12 protein-coding genes are annotated in these 16,594 nt (G+C 43.3%); 10 read left to right on the top strand and 2 right to left on the bottom strand.

Annotation, left to right across the window (positions count from 1 at the left end; translation table 11 throughout):
- Positions 1-8 precede the first annotated feature (8 nt).
- The 6 genes from argJ to argF are packed head-to-tail and all read left to right on the top strand — an operon-like array spanning position 9 to position 8,264.
- Positions 9-1,232: a bifunctional ornithine acetyltransferase/N-acetylglutamate synthase gene (gene argJ / locus B5354_RS11170; protein WP_079528807.1), complete on the top strand. Its 1,224-nt coding sequence runs from the start codon at positions 9-11 to the stop codon at positions 1,230-1,232.
- Entirely contained in the window at positions 1,195-2,013 is an 819-nt protein-coding gene (gene argB, locus B5354_RS11165) for an acetylglutamate kinase (protein ID WP_079528804.1), read from the top strand. The genes argJ and argB overlap by 38 nt, the downstream gene beginning before the upstream one ends.
- Entirely contained in the window at positions 2,013-3,188 is a 1,176-nt protein-coding gene (locus tag B5354_RS11160; protein ID WP_079528802.1) for an acetylornithine transaminase, read from the top strand. Before argB ends, B5354_RS11160 begins: the two co-directional genes overlap by 1 nt.
- Positions 3,189-3,215: 27 nt before the next feature.
- On the top strand, positions 3,216-4,283 hold the full coding sequence (locus B5354_RS11155) for a carbamoyl phosphate synthase small subunit (RefSeq protein WP_079528799.1): 1,068 nt from the start codon (positions 3,216-3,218) through the stop codon (positions 4,281-4,283).
- Positions 4,276-7,308, top strand: a complete 3,033-nt coding sequence (locus B5354_RS11150) for a carbamoyl-phosphate synthase (glutamine-hydrolyzing) large subunit (RefSeq protein WP_079528796.1) — start codon at positions 4,276-4,278, stop codon at positions 7,306-7,308. Before B5354_RS11155 ends, B5354_RS11150 begins: the two co-directional genes overlap by 8 nt.
- Positions 7,305-8,264, top strand: a complete 960-nt coding sequence (gene argF / locus B5354_RS11145; protein ID WP_425432116.1) for an ornithine carbamoyltransferase — start codon at positions 7,305-7,307, stop codon at positions 8,262-8,264. The genes B5354_RS11150 and argF overlap by 4 nt, the downstream gene beginning before the upstream one ends.
- A gap of 144 nt (positions 8,265-8,408) precedes the next feature.
- Here the strand turns inward: argF and B5354_RS11140 are convergent, their stop codons facing one another.
- Positions 8,409-9,836, bottom strand: coding sequence for a Na+/H+ antiporter NhaC family protein (locus B5354_RS11140; protein WP_079528793.1), 1,428 nt, complete (start codon positions 9,834-9,836; stop codon positions 8,409-8,411).
- A 236-nt stretch (positions 9,837-10,072) separates the two neighbouring features.
- Here B5354_RS11140 and B5354_RS11135 point away from each other — a divergent pair, with 236 nt between their 5' ends.
- The 3 genes from B5354_RS11135 (at position 10,073) to B5354_RS11125 (ending at position 15,590) form a co-directional block, all read left to right on the top strand.
- Positions 10,073-10,549, top strand: coding sequence for a UPF0158 family protein (locus tag B5354_RS11135; RefSeq protein WP_079528791.1), 477 nt, complete (start codon positions 10,073-10,075; stop codon positions 10,547-10,549).
- Positions 10,550-12,015: 1,466 nt separating this feature from the next.
- Positions 12,016-13,743 carry an ABC transporter ATP-binding protein gene (locus tag B5354_RS11130; protein WP_079528788.1) on the top strand — a complete coding sequence of 576 codons (1,728 nt, stop codon included), beginning with the start codon at positions 12,016-12,018 and terminating at the stop codon, positions 13,741-13,743.
- Entirely contained in the window at positions 13,740-15,590 is a 1,851-nt protein-coding gene (locus B5354_RS11125) for an ABC transporter ATP-binding protein (protein ID WP_079528785.1), read from the top strand. The genes B5354_RS11130 and B5354_RS11125 overlap by 4 nt, the downstream gene beginning before the upstream one ends.
- Before the next feature lie 189 nt (positions 15,591-15,779).
- Here the strand turns inward: B5354_RS11125 and B5354_RS11120 are convergent, their stop codons facing one another.
- The gene (locus B5354_RS11120; RefSeq protein ID WP_079528783.1) at positions 15,780-16,199 is read right to left on the bottom strand and encodes a VOC family protein; all 420 of its coding nucleotides are present in this window, start codon (positions 16,197-16,199) and stop codon (positions 15,780-15,782) included.
- Between the two features lie 188 nt (positions 16,200-16,387).
- On the opposite strand from B5354_RS11120, the gene B5354_RS11115 reads away from it, so the two are divergent.
- The gene (locus tag B5354_RS11115; RefSeq protein WP_079528780.1) at positions 16,388-16,519 is read left to right on the top strand and encodes a YpzI family protein; all 132 of its coding nucleotides are present in this window, start codon (positions 16,388-16,390) and stop codon (positions 16,517-16,519) included.
- The last annotated feature ends 75 nt before the right edge of the window (positions 16,520-16,594 follow it).

The raw sequence follows: 16,594 nt of genomic DNA, 5'->3' as shown, positions 1-16,594 counted from the left end.
AGAATTTGATGCAGAGTACGGAGGCATACAAGATTGAGAGAGTTGAAGAAGGGACGATTTCTACACCTGTCGGGTTTAGTGCAGGAGGAATACACAGTGGTCTCAGGCGTGCCAAAAAAGATTTCGGATTGCTGATGAGTGACCAGCCTGCCTCCGTCGCAGCTGTTTATACGCAAAGTCATTTTCAAGCTCCTCCGCTTCAGATCACAAAGGAAAGTATTGAAGAGGCCGGCCAAATTCAGGCGATTGTCGTCAACAGTGCAATTGCTAATGCCTGTACAGGTGAACAAGGGCTAGCAAACGCCTATAAAATGAGGGAGCTCTTATCACAACAACTATCTATCTCAAAAAGCTACATTGCCGTTGCCTCAACAGGGGTCATCGGTGAACAGCTTCAAATGGATAAAATCGAGTACGGCACTCAACATGTGCAAGCAACAAAGAATGGAGCCAGTGATTTTCAGCAAGCGATCTTAACCACTGATACTTGTGAAAAGAAGTCGTGTTACCAGGTGGATATTGATGGGGAAACGGTAACGATTGCGGGCGCGGCCAAAGGTTCAGGGATGATTCATCCAAACATGGCCACGATGCTAGGTTTTATTACGACAGATGCCTCCATTTCATCGCAGCATCTCCAGTCAGCATTAAGTGTTTCGATTGAAAAATCTTTTAATCAAATCACCGTTGATGGTGAAACATCCACCAATGACATGGTACTTGCGCTTGCCAATGGCCGTATAAATCATCAAACGCTTACGCCGCAGCATTCCGAATGGCCAGCCTTCCAGCAAGCTCTTCAGCAAGTATGTGAGGACTTAGCCAAACAAATTGCTAAAGATGGGGAAGGGGCTACTAAGTTAATCGAAGTCAACGTTACGGGGGCTGTATCGAATGAAGAGGCGAGAATCATTGCTAAGAACGTCGTCGGTTCAAACCTTGTCAAGACAGCGATCTATGGAGCGGATGCTAACTGGGGCCGAATCGTCGGTGCGATTGGCTACAGCCAGGCTAAGGTTAATGCGGATAGCTGCAGTATTTCTATTGAAGGCCAACTGGTATTCAGAGATGGCACGCCATGTACTTTTTCAGAGGAGCAAGCGAAACAGGACTTGAGTAAAGAGGAAGTGACGATAGACATTGAGCTTTATGAAGGGAGCGGAACTGGAACGGCTTGGGGGTGCGATTTGACGTATGATTATGTCAAAATCAACGCTAGCTATCGAACGTGACCTTGAGCAGAAGCCTGTTGTGGTTGTAAAGCTTGGAGGAAGCATGCTGGATCAGTTATCGGAAGATTTTTACCAGAGCTTTGGAGAGCTTCGTAAGCATTACCACTGCATCATTGTCCATGGCGGTGGACCGGCGATTACATTGATGCTGGACCGTTTGAATATAGAAAGCGAGTTCTATGAGGGATTCCGAAAGACAACGAAAGAAACACTTGAAGTTGTGGAGATGGCTTTGAGTGGAAAAGTGAACGCGCAAATAACGGCTGATCTTGCTCAACAATCCATACGAGCAATTGGTTTGAAAGGCTCTGACGCGATGATGCTGACAGCGAAGCTCATCGACCAGGAGAAATGGGGTTATGTAGGAACGATAGAACATGTAGAAACAGACTTGCTCCTTCGTTGCCTAAATGCTGGTTACATGCCTGTCATTGCCCCGCTAGGCAAAACGTCTGAAGGGCAAACGGTCAATATCAACGCTGATGTGGCTGCCGCAGCAGTGGCGAAGGCCTTGAGTGCAGAGAAATTATTATTTGTAACAGATGTTCCTGGCATTATACGGGAGGGGACTGTTATTGAAGAGACCACACCTGAGGACATTGAGTCCCTTATCCAAACAGGATTGATTCATGGCGGTATGGTCCCAAAAGTGAATGCAGCGGTAGAGGCTTTATCAGGTCAGCTGCAGGAAGTCATGATTGTAAGTGGTGAACATCCATTAATCGAACACAATCAGATGAAAGGAACAAGGATCCGAGCGAGACGAAAGGAAGAAGTCTAATGAGTTTATTTCCAACCTATAAACGATTTCCATTAACGATTGAGTCAGCAAAAGGTACAACGGTTGTCGATGATCAAGGAAACGAATACTTGGATTTTGTTTCAGGTATAGCTGTATGCAATTTAGGCCATCGTCCACCTGCAGTACAGCAAGCCGTTGAGGAACAGCTCGATAAGTTATGGCATGTATCGAACTTGTATCAAATACCACTGCAGCAAGAAGCTGCAGAGTTTTTGACAAACGTTACTAATCTCGACTGCGTCTTCTTTTGTAATAGTGGAGCAGAAGCTAATGAAGCAGCAATCAAACTGGCGAGAAAACATACAGGCAGGGAAAAAATTATAACGTTTACGAATTCCTTCCATGGCCGGACGTTTGCAACTATGAGCGCAACTGGACAGGAGAAGGTTCAAGAAGGCTATGGAACTATGTTGCCTACGTTCGAATATCTCCCATATAACGAAATGGAAGCTCTAAAAGATCTCCAGGGTGAAGATATAGCAGCCATTATGATTGAAGTCATTCAAGGAGAAGGTGGGCTCGTAGAAGGAAAAGCATCCTTTCTTGAAGCTGTTCAGGAAAAATGCCGGAAACTCGGAGCCCTGCTCATTATTGATGAAGTACAAACAGGGATTGGACGCACTGGTGCCCCCTTTGCCTTTCAGCATGCTGAACTCGACCCTGATATTGTGACAGCAGCCAAGGGATTGGGTAGCGGCTTTCCAGTCGGAGCCATGATCGGCAAAGCACCATTAGCTGAATCCTTTACCCCAGGATCACACGGGACGACATTTGGAGGAAATCCGTTAGCTATGGCTGCTGTAAAAGCAACACTTGAGACCATTTTTAACTACCATTTTTTACAGGAAGTAAAAGAGAAGGCTGCTTATTTTCAAGAGGAATTACAAACTCGTCTGCTTCCTTTGTCCACCGTTCGTGAAGTGCGCGGGCAGGGATTGATGATTGGGATAGAAGTGAAGGGCTCTGTTCCAACGATTATTGGAGAATTAAGGGGGCAGGGATTGCTGGCCGTTCCTGCGGGGACCCATGTTCTACGTCTGCTCCCGCCCCTGAATGTTTCTTATGAAGAATTACAGACTGCAGTCCAGCAGCTAGAGTCTGTCCTCAAACAAACTAAAGCAGCAGACGAAGAGGAACTAAGCTCAAACCGATAATTTATTTCATACAGCGAGGTGTTAGGCATGCAACAAGGATATCTTACCTTACAAGATGGTCAACAATTCCAAGGCGAAGCGTCTGAAGATTGGGCGGATCCCATCGAAGGCGAAATTGTCTTTTTCACCGGCATGACCGGTTATCAGGAAGTACTCACCGATCCTTCCTATCAGGGTCAAATCGTTGTTTTCACATATCCGCTCATCGGAAATTATGGAATCAACGAAGATGATTTTGAAAGCGAGCACCCACAAGTGAAAGGTGTTGTGATGCTGCACTGTGCTGAGACAGCTTCGCACTATAAAGCCACGACATCACTAAAGGACTACCTTCACGATAAAGGGGTCCCTTTTTTAACCAATGTAGATACCCGTGAAGTAACGAAAGCGATCCGGACAGGAGGTACACGCCAGGCTGCACTGGCAAGCACACCAAAGAAGCCGACGAGTACTCAAATGACGAATCAAATTTATCAGGTTAAGGGTACGAAACTGACGACACACGGGGACGGAGCCGACCATATTGTTTTAATTGACTTCGGATCTAAGCATTCCATTTTACATCATCTTTTGGAAAAAGGTGTTCGCGTGACAGTTGTTCCTTTTACTGAACTCCATGCTATAGATGAACTTAAGCCGGATGGAGTAGTCCTTTCCAATGGCCCTGGAGATCCAAAGGATGTGGCACCATATTTATCAAAAATAAAACACGTACTGAAATCCTTTCCATCACTCGGGATTTGTCTCGGCCACCAGGTGATTGCGTTGGCATTTGGCGGGGAAACGAAGAAGCTTTCTTTCGGGCATCGCGGTGCGAACCATCCAGTGAAGGATCTCGAGACGGGAAGTGTTTTCCTTACTTCGCAAAACCATAATTACGTTGTCGATGAAGAAAGTCTGGCGGATACAGGATTGCACCCTTACCTAATTCACGTAAATGATCAGTCATTGGAAGGGCTGAAGCATGACAAGTTACCTGTATTATCCGCGCAATTTCATCCGGAGGCCAACCCTGGACCTGAGGATGCTTATTGGTTATTCGAAGATTTTTTCAAACAGATCACGGCAACAAAGGGGGAGAAAGCCTATGTCTAAGAAGATTCTCATTATCGGGTCCGGACCGATCTTGATCGGTCAGGCGGCAGAATTCGATTACTCCGGGACGCAAGGCTGTCTTGCCCTGAAGGAGGAAGGCTTTAATGTCGTCCTCGTTAATAATAACCCGGCGACCATTATGACAGATACGACAATGGCCGATACCGTGTATTGCGAACCACTTACGGTGAACAGTATCGAAGCTATCATCAAGAAAGAGCAGCCAGATGCTCTGCTGGCCGGACTTGGCGGTCAAACAGCTCTGAATTTGGCTGTTGAACTCGACAAACAAGGAATATTATCGAAATATAATATAGAACTGTTAGGAACGAGTGTCACATCGATCCAAAAAGGGGAAGACCGTGAATTATTTCGTGAACTAATGAGTGAACTTAGTCAGCCAGTCCCCGAGAGTGAAGTGATCGAAACTGTGCAAGGTGCAAAAGATTTTGCCCGGAAAGTTGGCTATCCCGTCATTAGTCGACCAGCCTACACCCTTGGCGGTCGTGGCGGCGGAATTGTTGATTATGAGTCGGAACTTGAGGAACTGATCCACAACGGCTTAAAGGCCAGCCCTATTGGTCAGGTGATTTTAGAAAAAAGTATTGCCGGGTTTAAAGAAGTTGAATATGAAGTCATGCGTGATCACAACGGCACATGTATTTCTGTATGTAATATGGAGAACTTTGATCCTGTTGGCGTTCACACAGGCGATTCCATTGTTGTTGCACCATCACAAACACTGACAGATCAAGAATATCAAATGCTGCGCACGGCTGCCTTTACGATCATTTCCGAGCTGGAAGTCGTTGGGGGCTGTAACGTCCAGTTCGCACTTGATCCAAACAGCAATCAATATTATGTGATTGAAGTCAATCCAAGAGTGAGCCGTTCATCTGCCCTTGCATCGAAGGCGACGGGCTATCCGATTGCGAAAATGGCGACCAAACTGGCTCTGGGCTTTACACTTGATGAATTAAAAAACCCGCTTACAGGCACGACATATGCGAGTTTTGAACCAGCCCTGGATTATGTAGTTGTTAAATTTCCGAGATGGCCATTCGACAAATTTTCAGAAGCTGACCGTAAGCTTGGAACGAAAATGAAAGCAACTGGTGAAGTGATGGCCATTGACCGCACGCTCGAAGGTGCTTTTCAAAAGGCTTTAGCTTCACTGGACCAGTCTATTCCCGAACTGGATCCTACGCAGTTAAAGACACATCTGACACAGCCGACAGACTTACGCTACTTTGCAATTCTGGATTTATTGCGCCAGGGAGAGACGATCGAACAAATTCATAAAGAAACAGCCATCGACCTATTTTTCCTAAGCATTCTACAAAACCTTGTTAAGATTGAGAACAAATTGAAAGCCTGTACGACGGAAACATTGTCTGAAGAGTTGCTGCAGCTAGCCAAAGTCTACGGGTTCACAGATGCAAGCATTGCGAAACTGGTGCAAACATCAGAATCAACCATCACCCAGAAGAGATTAGGTTATCATCTTTATCCAAGTTATAAGATGGTCGACACATGTGCAGCTGAATTTGAAGCGGCTACAAACTATGTTTATGCAACCTATTCTGGCGTGAACGAAATTGATCCCCTTCCTTCAGCCAAGAAAGCATTGATTGTTGGTGCAGGACCGATTCGGATCGGTCAAGGTGTCGAATTCGATTATAGTGCTGTCAAGGCTATCGAAACATTGAAGGAACTGGGGTGGTCGACGATCATGATCAACAATAACCCGGAAACCGTCAGTACCGATTACGAAACAGCCGATCGTCTATACTTTGAACCGATCACTAAAGAAATCATCGAGGCCATCGTAGAACACGAACAAATAGACCAGGTCTACACACAGTTTGGCGGTCAGACTGCTATTAACCTGGCTGCTCAACTAGAAGAGGCAGGCATACCTCTGGCGGGTGTTTCGGTTGATACGATCGCCCAGCTCGAAGACCGTGAACAATTTTACTCGATGTTAAAAAGCCTGGATATTCCGCACATTCCAGGAGCGGTCTGCCATACCTTTGATGAGGCCATGTTCGCAGCGAGCTCCTATACGTATCCGCTTCTATGCCGCCCATCATACGTCATAGGCGGCCAGGGAATGGTGAAAGTTAACAATGAACATGAACTGAAGGGTGCACTTGCCGGCACAGATGCCCGTCATTATCCTATTGTGCTTGATGAATTTATAACAGGTCAGGAGGCAGAGGTTGATCTCGTCGCTGACGGGGAGCATATCTTTATTCCGGAAATCATGGAGCATGTAGAACCCGCCGGGATTCACTCTGGCGATAGTATGGCAATTTTTCCTTCTACTTTAGATGAAGATGTGAAGGCGACGATTAAGGAATATGCGAGCAAAATAGTTCAGCATACAGATTATAAAGGGATTATGAACATTCAATTTCTACTGACAGAGGACGCGGTCTATGTGCTTGAAGTGAATCCACGAGCGAGCCGAACCGTTCCGATCGTGAGTAAGGTGTCGAACCGATCGCTGATTGATTTGGCGACACGCGTACTAGCAGGGGATGTTTCTTCTCACTTAAATCAGGTGCAGCCTCCCGAATTTGAACATGTAGCGGTAAAATATCCGTTGTTTTCGGCCCATGCTTTACCAGAACTTGATCATAAGCTTAATGCCAACATGAAATCAACGGGCGAAGGCATGTGCCTGGGAGGAACAGTACAGGAAGCTCTGGCCAAAGTTTTCGAGCACCTGCCTCATTTTTACGAAGAACATGTAAGCTTTGTGGAAGAGGGTTATTCCCATATGGAATCACCAAGTCAGCTTCCCTTTTCAGAATGGATACAAACTGATCAAGCAAGTATTTATGTGAACGATCAACAAACTACGGAAGCTATGGAAAGAAGAATTCAAGCTTTGAAATATGGTGTCACCGTCTTTAGTCAAAAAGAGACGTTTGAAGCTTACCTCGCTTCGCTGCATGTAAGTCCATATCTTCCAGCCCCGCTGCCCGGGAGTTTAAATGAAGGAGTGAAATTAGGATGAACTTAATGCATCAAATGGTCAGCCACACACATTCACTGAAAGGGAGAAATGTCAGCACTTGGCTCGATTTCTCCCAGTCCGATGTATCCGGCTTGCTCGCTCAATCCCAACATTTAAAGGAAAACCCTCATAACAATATTTTGACTGGAAAATCATTAGGTATGATCTTTGAAAAGTCATCCACTCGTACTCGTGTCTCCTTTGAAGTAGGGATGATTCAGATGGGCGGGCATGCCCTCTATTTAAATACGCGGGATATTCAAATTGGCCGCGGTGAAAGCATTTCAGATACAGCAAAGGTGCTATCAGGGTATGTGGATGCCATAATGTATCGAACGACGTCACATGAGAAATTACAGGAGCTTGCCCAACATGCTTCAATTCCTGTTATTAATGGTCTCTGTGATCGATACCATCCTTGTCAGGCCCTGGCAGACATTTTTACTATCCTTGAGCTTAAAGGGAGACTGGCTGGGATTAAAGCTGTTTATATCGGAGATGGCAATAATGTGGCCCATTCTTTCATGATTCTTGGCGCAATGATGGGCATGGAGATTGTGATTGCTTCGCCAGCAGGGTATGAACCTGATTCGGAAATTTTGGCAAAAGCCAAGCAAACAGCTGTAGAAAACAACGGATCTGTTATGGTTGAGCATGATCCTATGCAGGCCGTAAAAGACGCTGATATCTTTTATACTGATGTCTGGGCTAGTATGGGGCAAGAGGAAGAAGCAGAAGAACGCATGAAAGCTTTTGAGGGCTTTCAGGTCAATCAACAGCTGCTTAGTGCAGCTAAAGATGATGTTCACTTCCTGCATTGCTTGCCGGCTCATAGAGAAGAAGAAGTGACAGCAAGCGTCATTGATGGCCCTCGGTCTGTGGTCTTTCAACAGGCTGAAAACCGCTTGCACGTACAAAAGGCGATCCTTCAGGCTGTAATCGGTGATATTTCGTGACCACTCCATTTTAGCTTTGAAGCGCTCGCAATTTGTGAATAACGATCACAATACGTCCGATTAGCTCATAAATGATTAAAAATCGCTCCAGAATTTGTAAAAACGCTCAAATAAAATCCTCACCAACTTGGGTGAGGATTTTTTTCATAAAAATATTGCCAGTGCTAAGTAACCTAAAGCTGCGACACCTGCTGCCATCAAACCTGGTTTCAGCTTAAATTTGGCGTACTCAATCGTATTTAGATTCAAAATACCAGCTGTCGTATTTGTGTCGTCGCTCAAAGGAGAAGCGAAAGCACCGAACGTTCCACTGGCAAATACGGCACCAATTACAATGGGAAGTGAGCTGCCTGCGGTAACGGCGATTGAGAGCGCCACCGGCATCAAAATCCCCCATGCTCCCCATGCTGAACCAATGAAATAGGCAAGTCCACAGCCGAGGACAAAAATAACAACAGCTACATATCCAGGTGGAATCCAATTGAACCAAGTGGAAATCGTATCCGCAAAGCCTAGCGCTTCGGTTCCTTTACTCAGCCCCCACACCATCGCAAGCAATAAAATAACACCCATCATCTCATTGCCGCCCTCGATCAACTCTTTCATTTGTTTACGAAGCGGTTCTTTAGAAAATTTCAAGTACACGACGAACCAAATCAATGTTAAAAGAACCGCTAACACCATAGCACCGAGCACGTTGTCATTAATCAGCGCCTGGAATCCAGATTTGCCCTTTTCAACTCCAATCGCATACATGAAGGCAAACGTAAGAATGATGACACTGGCGAGAGGGATAATCAGGTTCCATGGATTTGCCGGAAGATCTTTTTTTACAGCGGGATGGCAATCCTCCCACTTGTCATCATCCTGCTGATCGTCTTTCGCATTGTCCCCTTGATTATTTTTCTTCTCTGCATCTGTTGCCTTTTTTTTCGAACGATGAAAAAAACTTAAATAAAATCCGAGCAGCAGCATCGAAAAGGCAAAGAAGTTAAAGGGAATACTTTGTAAGAAGAGGGTATAAGGGTCGCCAGATGTCCCCGCCTGATGAATGGACAGCTCCACAACCGAGGTCATGTAGCCTACGAACGCTGTTGCAACAGGTATAACAGCTACGAGAGGTGAGGCTGTTGTTTCAATTACGAACCCGATCTCCTGTTTAGACATTGGAATTTTCCTGCGCATCGCCTTCATAACTGGGGCGATCGTTACGATACGAAAACTCGGCGTACTAAACGTTCCAACGGCAGACAACCATGATAATATAAATGCTCCTCGCTTATTCTCTACTTTTTCTGTAGCTGCCTTAACAAATCCTTTAATTCCCCCTGACATGCGGACGAGCCCGATCATGGCTGAAAAACCATATAAGAAGATAATGATTTTTAAATTATTTTCATCTTGAAGGCCTTGAATGATGAACTGGATAGCAGTGAGCATTCCATTTAACCAGTGAGGTTCTGCTAAATATCCGGCAACAATCACGGCAAATAGTAAGCTCGGAACCACTTGCTTTGTCCAAATTGCCGCAATAATTACGACAACGAAAGGGATAATTGATAACCAACCCATTGTGGCACCTCTTTCCGTTGATAGATCATTTTTTTAGCATGGGTGAAGTAAGTGGTTTATATGCATGAGAATTGAGTAATTAAAGAAAAAGGGAGTTGATTCAAAAGCCATAATAGTGTTTTGTCAGTTAAGTTAGGTGGGGTAGAATAAACACAAGAACCCAGAGTTATTGACAAGTCTGAATAAATCATATTTTCAAGGGTTAGAAGGAAAAATTATTTTAAGGTGGTGTTTAGATGTCAACTTCGGTAAGTATTAAAGATATTGTAGAAGAAATGGATATGCAAATGGAGGAATATCTGGCTTTTCTAAATGTAAATACGGGAAGAATTGTGTCCTTGTTTGAAGAAGATTTACATACAGCAGAAGAGGAAGAACCTATGGATGCGATGGAAGGTTTACAGGATTGGGAGAAGGATGTTTTAAAATTGGCCTATGATATTGTTGATCATCCCATGAAATATAAACAACTGCCATCGAAATATGAAATTCATGAATACGAAATGATTGAAGAATTTTGTTTGAATATACAGGATCCAGATGCAAGGGAAAATTTATTAATTCTTATTAAAGGCAGGGGAGCGTTTAGAAGATTCAAGGATCGTATTAATGAATTAGGGATAGAGGAAGAATGGTACACCTTCCGTGAAGAGCAATATAGAAAGATCGCAGTGGAATGGTGTGAAGCTAATCAATTGAGCTATACAGAATAATTAGTAAATTTTAAATTGAAAAAGGTTCTGCATGAAGAATACTTAGACCACGTCTCAGCGCCTGACATTTGACATTAAAGATAGAAGGGATATTAAGTAACTTCTTTTGGGAAAAATGAAATTTGTCATTGTTATTGAGTTAAAGGGACAGTTATCTTGAAAGCTCAATTCCGAGAAGTTTGAGTAGAGAAGGGGAGATGGGGAGAGGCCGCTTTCCGTGGGCGTACGGTGAGCTTCCTCAGGCTGTCGCCTTGCGGGATCTCACCCTGTAACTTAATCCCACAGGAGTCTCCCCCTCCCCATCTCCCCTTGCCTTATGTTTTTTTTAGAGTCATCTTGAAATTACCCTAAACAGTAAAGCTTTTTTGTCACTGAGATATGGGCAAGCGCAAAGGTATATTCTTGAACTTAACCCATTTTTCAGGGAAGAAATTGCTTTCGAACGATGAAAGCAAAGAACTTTGTTCGTACTATATACCATTACCACGTATTTAATATATTTCTAACCCAGTCTTAATAAATGCCTCTCCCCACTCTACAAAAACTCTTTTGCAAGACTTCGTTAGTTATCTTTTTAGTCTTTGAAGATGCAATTTTCCCCGTCATAAAAGGGATTATGGTTCTCCTATAAAGGTAGATATGGATCGATTTATAGATTTTTTTAAAAAAATCTATTAAAAAAAGTGATCCAATTGTCTATTTGATTCGATAGCTGTATGTAGAAAGGTAAGGGAGGTGAGACAGTGCAAGATATTACGCAAATTCTAAGCGACATTCTAAACGGCAGTGTCAACGATTCCGGAAATGTTGGTGTGGATATCAGTGACTTGCTATAACACTTACCTATGAATCCATGAATAGGGTATATGTTTATAATTAATTCTATCTTAGGACAGTGTACTGTTGTTCCTTTTGAGAACAAAAAACTTGTGCCATGGGAGGTGACACCATGTTTGATTCAACACAAATTTTAAGCGACATTCTAAACGGCAGTGTCAATGACTCTGGCAATGTTGATTTAGACATCAGCGATTTGCTATAAGGCATATTCGTAATGAATAAGAAATAAAAAGCCATTGGAGGTGACATCATGTTAGACGTAACACAGATTTTGAGCGACATTGCTAACGGTAGTGTCAACGACTCTGGCAATGTTGATGCAGACATCAGCGATTTGCTATAAGGCATATTCGTAATGAATAAGAAATAAAAAGCCATTGGAGGTGACATTATGTTAGACGTAACACAAATCTTAAGCGATATTGCTAATGGAAGCGTGAACGATTCTGGCAATGTTGACTTGGACCTTGATAGCTTACTTTAATACATGCCTTGAAATATTAAGGCAGTATAGACTTGTTAACACTCCGGGGTGAATCACTTCACCTCGGCTTTTTTCGTATAAAACAGGATCTATAAATCACATTAATTTTGGCTCGATTCAAGATGGATGGAGGTGATGAAACATGATGAAATTGTTCAAATATTTAAAGCCCTATCGCATCCCTATCATAGTTATTTTGGTGCTAACACTTTTTCAAGCCTTATCTCAGCTCTTTCTTCCTGCCTTAATGGCGAATATTGTGGATAAAGGGATCGTGAATGGTAACATTTCCTATATTGTTAAGATAGGCGGCCTCATGTTGTTGGTGGCTGCAGGGGGTGTGGTTGTTTCGATCTTGGCAGGATTCTATTCTTCGAAAGTGTCCATGGGATTTGGAAATGTTGTTCGTGAAAGAATGTTTACACATATTGAAAATTTCTCGCTGCAAGGATTTGATAATGTTGGGTCTTCCTCGCTTATTACTAGGACGACCAATGATATTATGCAAGTTCAGCAAGTGCTGACAATGATGCTGAAAGTCTTGATTATGGCTCCGATGATGTTTATTGGGGGAATCCTTATAGCTATTGCTACAGACGCGGCTATGTCATTGATTATTATCGCGGTTATTCCTATCATAGTTGCTGCGATTATCGTTGTGGCCAAAAAAGGACTCCCGCTTTTTAAAGCATTGCAGAAGAAGTTGGATCGAATGAATCTCGTACTTCGGGAAGGGCTGAACGGCATTAGGGTTATTCGTTCTTTTAATCGCACTGATCATGAACAGAATCGTTTTAAAGAAGCAAACTTAGATTTTGCAAACACGGCAATTAAAGTTAACAAGATTATGGCAACGTTAACACCGGTCATGATGTTTGTTCTTAACTTTTCAATCATTGCGATTATATGGTTCGGCAGTATTCGAATCAGTAATGAAAACCTTCAAGTCGGTGAATTAATGGCCTTTATTCAGTATGCCATGCAAATCATGTTTTCCTTAATTATGTCATCGATGATGCTCATCATGATTCCCCGCGCCTCGGTCTCAGCCGCCAGGATTAACGAGGTACTCGATAAAGTTCCTGATGTGAAGGATCCGGTTGGTGATAAAGATGAACACTTGCTAGAGGGAGTTGTGGACTTTGATCATGTAACGTTCAGTTATCCGGGAGCTGAAGAGCCTGTCCTTTCAAACCTTTCATTCTCTGCCAAGCCAGGACAGGTAACAGCTATTGTAGGGGGCACTGGAGCTGGAAAATCGACACTTATTAACCTGCTCCCAAGATTCTATGATGTTGATCGGGGCAGCATCAAGATAGATGGTGTCGATACACGTGACATATTGCAGAGTAATTTGAGAAATAACATCAGTTTAGTCCCTCAAAAAGCAGTTCTTTTCTCGGGAACTATTGCAGATAATATTCGCTATGGAAAGAAAAACGCGACAGATGAAGAGGTAAGGAAGGCAGCGGATGACGCCCTAGTATCAGACTTTATTTTAGAGACGAAGAACGGCTTTGACTCTGTTATCGCTCAAAAAGGGGCAAACGTCTCGGGTGGACAGAAACAGCGCCTTTCCATCGCCCGCGCTCTAATAAGAGAAGCTAATATCTATATATTTGATGATAGTTTTTCAGCACTTGACTTTAAAACCGATGCTAAGCTGCGTGCATCCCTTCAACAGGAGACATCTGAAGCCACCGTATTCATTGTTGCTCAAAGGATCAGTACAGTTATGGATGCAGACCAGATTATTGTTTTAGATCACGGAGAAATGGCAGGCGTTGGAACACACCGAGAGTTAATGGAAAACTGTGAAGTCTACCAGGAGATTGTATCATCCCAGTTGTCAGAGGGGGAAACGGCATGAGCGAAAAGCGTCAAAAACAGCAAAGAAACCGTCGCAAAGGTAAGCAAGAGCAAAAGGTCAGAGATTTTAAAGGAACATTAAAAAGACTGATCGGCTACCTGAAACCTCATAGAGTACCATTGCTGAACGTGCTTGTAACGGCTGTCCTCAGCACAATTTTTGCCATTCTCAGCCCTAAAATCATTGGAATGATTACAACGGGTTTATTTCAATCCACGGTGATGAAGAGGTACGGCATTCAAAATGCCAGGGTTGACTTTGAGTTTATTCAGGCAGCTTTGATTATTTTAGGTGTGCTATACCTTTTGAGTGTCCTATTCAGCTACATTCAACAGTATATTATGGCGAGCGTTGCGCAAAAGACCGTCTATACCATCCGTGAAGAAGTAAACGAAAAACTCTCCCGTCTCCCGCTTCAATATTTTGATTCACGAACACATGGCGACCTATTAAGTCGTGCTGTTAATGATCTGGAGAATATCAGCAGCACACTGCAAAAAAGTCTTACACAGTTCATTACATCCATCGTAACATTAGTTGGTGTTGCGGTGATGATGCTTACCATTAGTCCGTTAATGACTGCGATTGTTTTTATAACCTTACCGATAAGTTTTATCATAACAAAGAAAGTGGCTGTACGTTCACAGAACTATTTCATAGGCCAGCGAAAAGCCCTTGGACAATTGAACGGCCACGTAGAGGAAATGTTTTCAGGGCATCAGGTGATCAAGGCGTTCGGTCGTGAGGATCAGTCTATTGACCGATTTAAGAAAATGAACGAGAGCCTTTATCAAACAGGCTGGAAAGCACAATTTATTTCCGGTCTGATTAAGCCAATTTTAAAATTTGTAAATAATATTGTTTATGTATTCATTTGTGTAATTGGTGCTCTGTTAGTTACAAGGGGAGTGATCGGAGTCGGCGGAATCCAAGCATTTATCCAATATATTAGACAGTTTTCCCAACCGATTACTCAAGTTTCCAGCATAGCAAATGTCATTCAATCAACGGTTGCATCAGCTGAACGTGTTTTTGAAATTCTTGACGATGAGGAAGAATGGGTATCGGCGAATGTGAAGTCGATGCCATCTGCAAACGGCTCCGTTAGTTTTCAAAGTGTTGATTTTGGCTATCAAAAGGATTCCCAGCTGATTAAAGAAATGACAGTAAACGTAGAGCAAGGCCAAAAAGTAGCGATTGTAGGGCCGACTGGAGCCGGAAAGACAACACTGATCAATCTATTGATGCGTTTTTATGAAATAGACAAAGGCAAAATTACAATCGATGGTGTAGACATACGCGATGTAAAACGAGGGGAGTTGCGCAGCCTATTTGGCATGGTGCTCCAGGATACGTGGCTCTTCAATGGGACGATACGAGATAATATAGCCTACGGTCGCGAAAATGCCACTGAAGGCGAGGTTATTCAAGCAGCTGAAGCCGCACATGCTGATTACTTTATTCGGACACTCCCTGAAGGTTACGATACGGTTCTGAATGAAGAAGCATCCAATATATCACAAGGTCAGAAGCAATTGCTTACTATTGCTCGTGCGATCATTACGGACCCTGCAATCCTTGTGTTAGATGAAGCTACCAGCAGTGTGGATACAAGAACAGAAAGCCATATTCAGCAGGCCATGAGTGAATTAATGGAAGGGAGAACAAGCTTCATCATTGCTCACAGACTTTCCACGATTAAGGACGCAGATACAATTCTCGTTATGGATAAAGGCAGTGTGATCGAGCAAGGAGCACATGATGAACTGTTAGCGAAAGACGGTTTCTATGCTGAGCTTTACAACAGTCAGTTTGGAAACGAAACCTCTGAAAAAATCACATCATAACGTATGATACACAAATTTTTAGAACAGCGGGGAAAAGCATAGGACATGTGCAGTATCGCTCAGGATCCGGTGTATAAGCAATGAGTTCGACTTCATTAAGTACGGGTTAAGGTTGACATTCGGACAGCCGAAAGCATAGCTGGAAGCAATTATAATGCCATCACCCGCCTCCGGCCTCCTGTCTAGTTCTTACTGTTCGTTAGGATAGTCACAAAACTCAATGATCGTTCCTTCGGTGTCTGCCGGATTTAAATAAATCAGACGTCGCCCGTGTTTGTTTGTTCTCCTTGTATCTTCCATAACCCGGAGGTTTTCCCTTTTCAGCGACACAATAGCTTCATCCAGGTCATCAACCTGGTAAGCTACATGGTGAACGCCTTTTCCTTTTTGCTTGATAAAACGAGCAATTGGAGAGGTAGTATTGTTTGTCGGACACAATAGTTCTGTTCGATCTCCGTCGATCTCCATTATGGCGATTTCGCTTTCAACTCCAGGTGCTTCGCTGCGATAGCGGTCAATCAAAGTAGCTCCTAAGATGTTTTTATAAAAGTCAATGCTTTCCTCAAGCTGTCTGACAGCAACACCAATATGGTCTAACTTTTTTTTCATCTTTCCTACTCTCCTCGTTCAATTTTCCACTATTTTATCATAGTCATGTTGAAGTTAAATCTCGGAATTCTCCCCTAACGACCAATTATTCTGCCCTAACCACAAATGTACATTAAAGAAACAGTGTAATTACTTGAAGTATGAAACTTTGTCTTCTCTTCATAATAACAAAGAAAGGAGGGTAGATAATGGGCAAAGACCGACAAGAGAAGAAGCTTAAGAAGTCAGAAAGGGTAGAATCTGACCGTGATCAAAGTTTAGACTTCCCTGGTGCTACTCAGCTTGAAGATGCTGAAGAAGCACGTAAACGGAACAAGTAAAGGAAGTTGGATAAAAAAAGATGTGAGGGGGTAATTCCTGCTCACATCTTTCTCAAAGTCTTCTAACTTCTCGTA

Source organism: Halobacillus hunanensis, assembly GCF_900166655.1.
In the GTDB taxonomy this organism is placed as follows: Bacteria; Bacillota; Bacilli; order Bacillales; family Halobacillaceae; genus Halobacillus_A; species Halobacillus_A hunanensis.
Note: the sequence above shows the minus strand (reverse complement) of the source record. Positions and strands in the feature narration are given on the sequence as shown.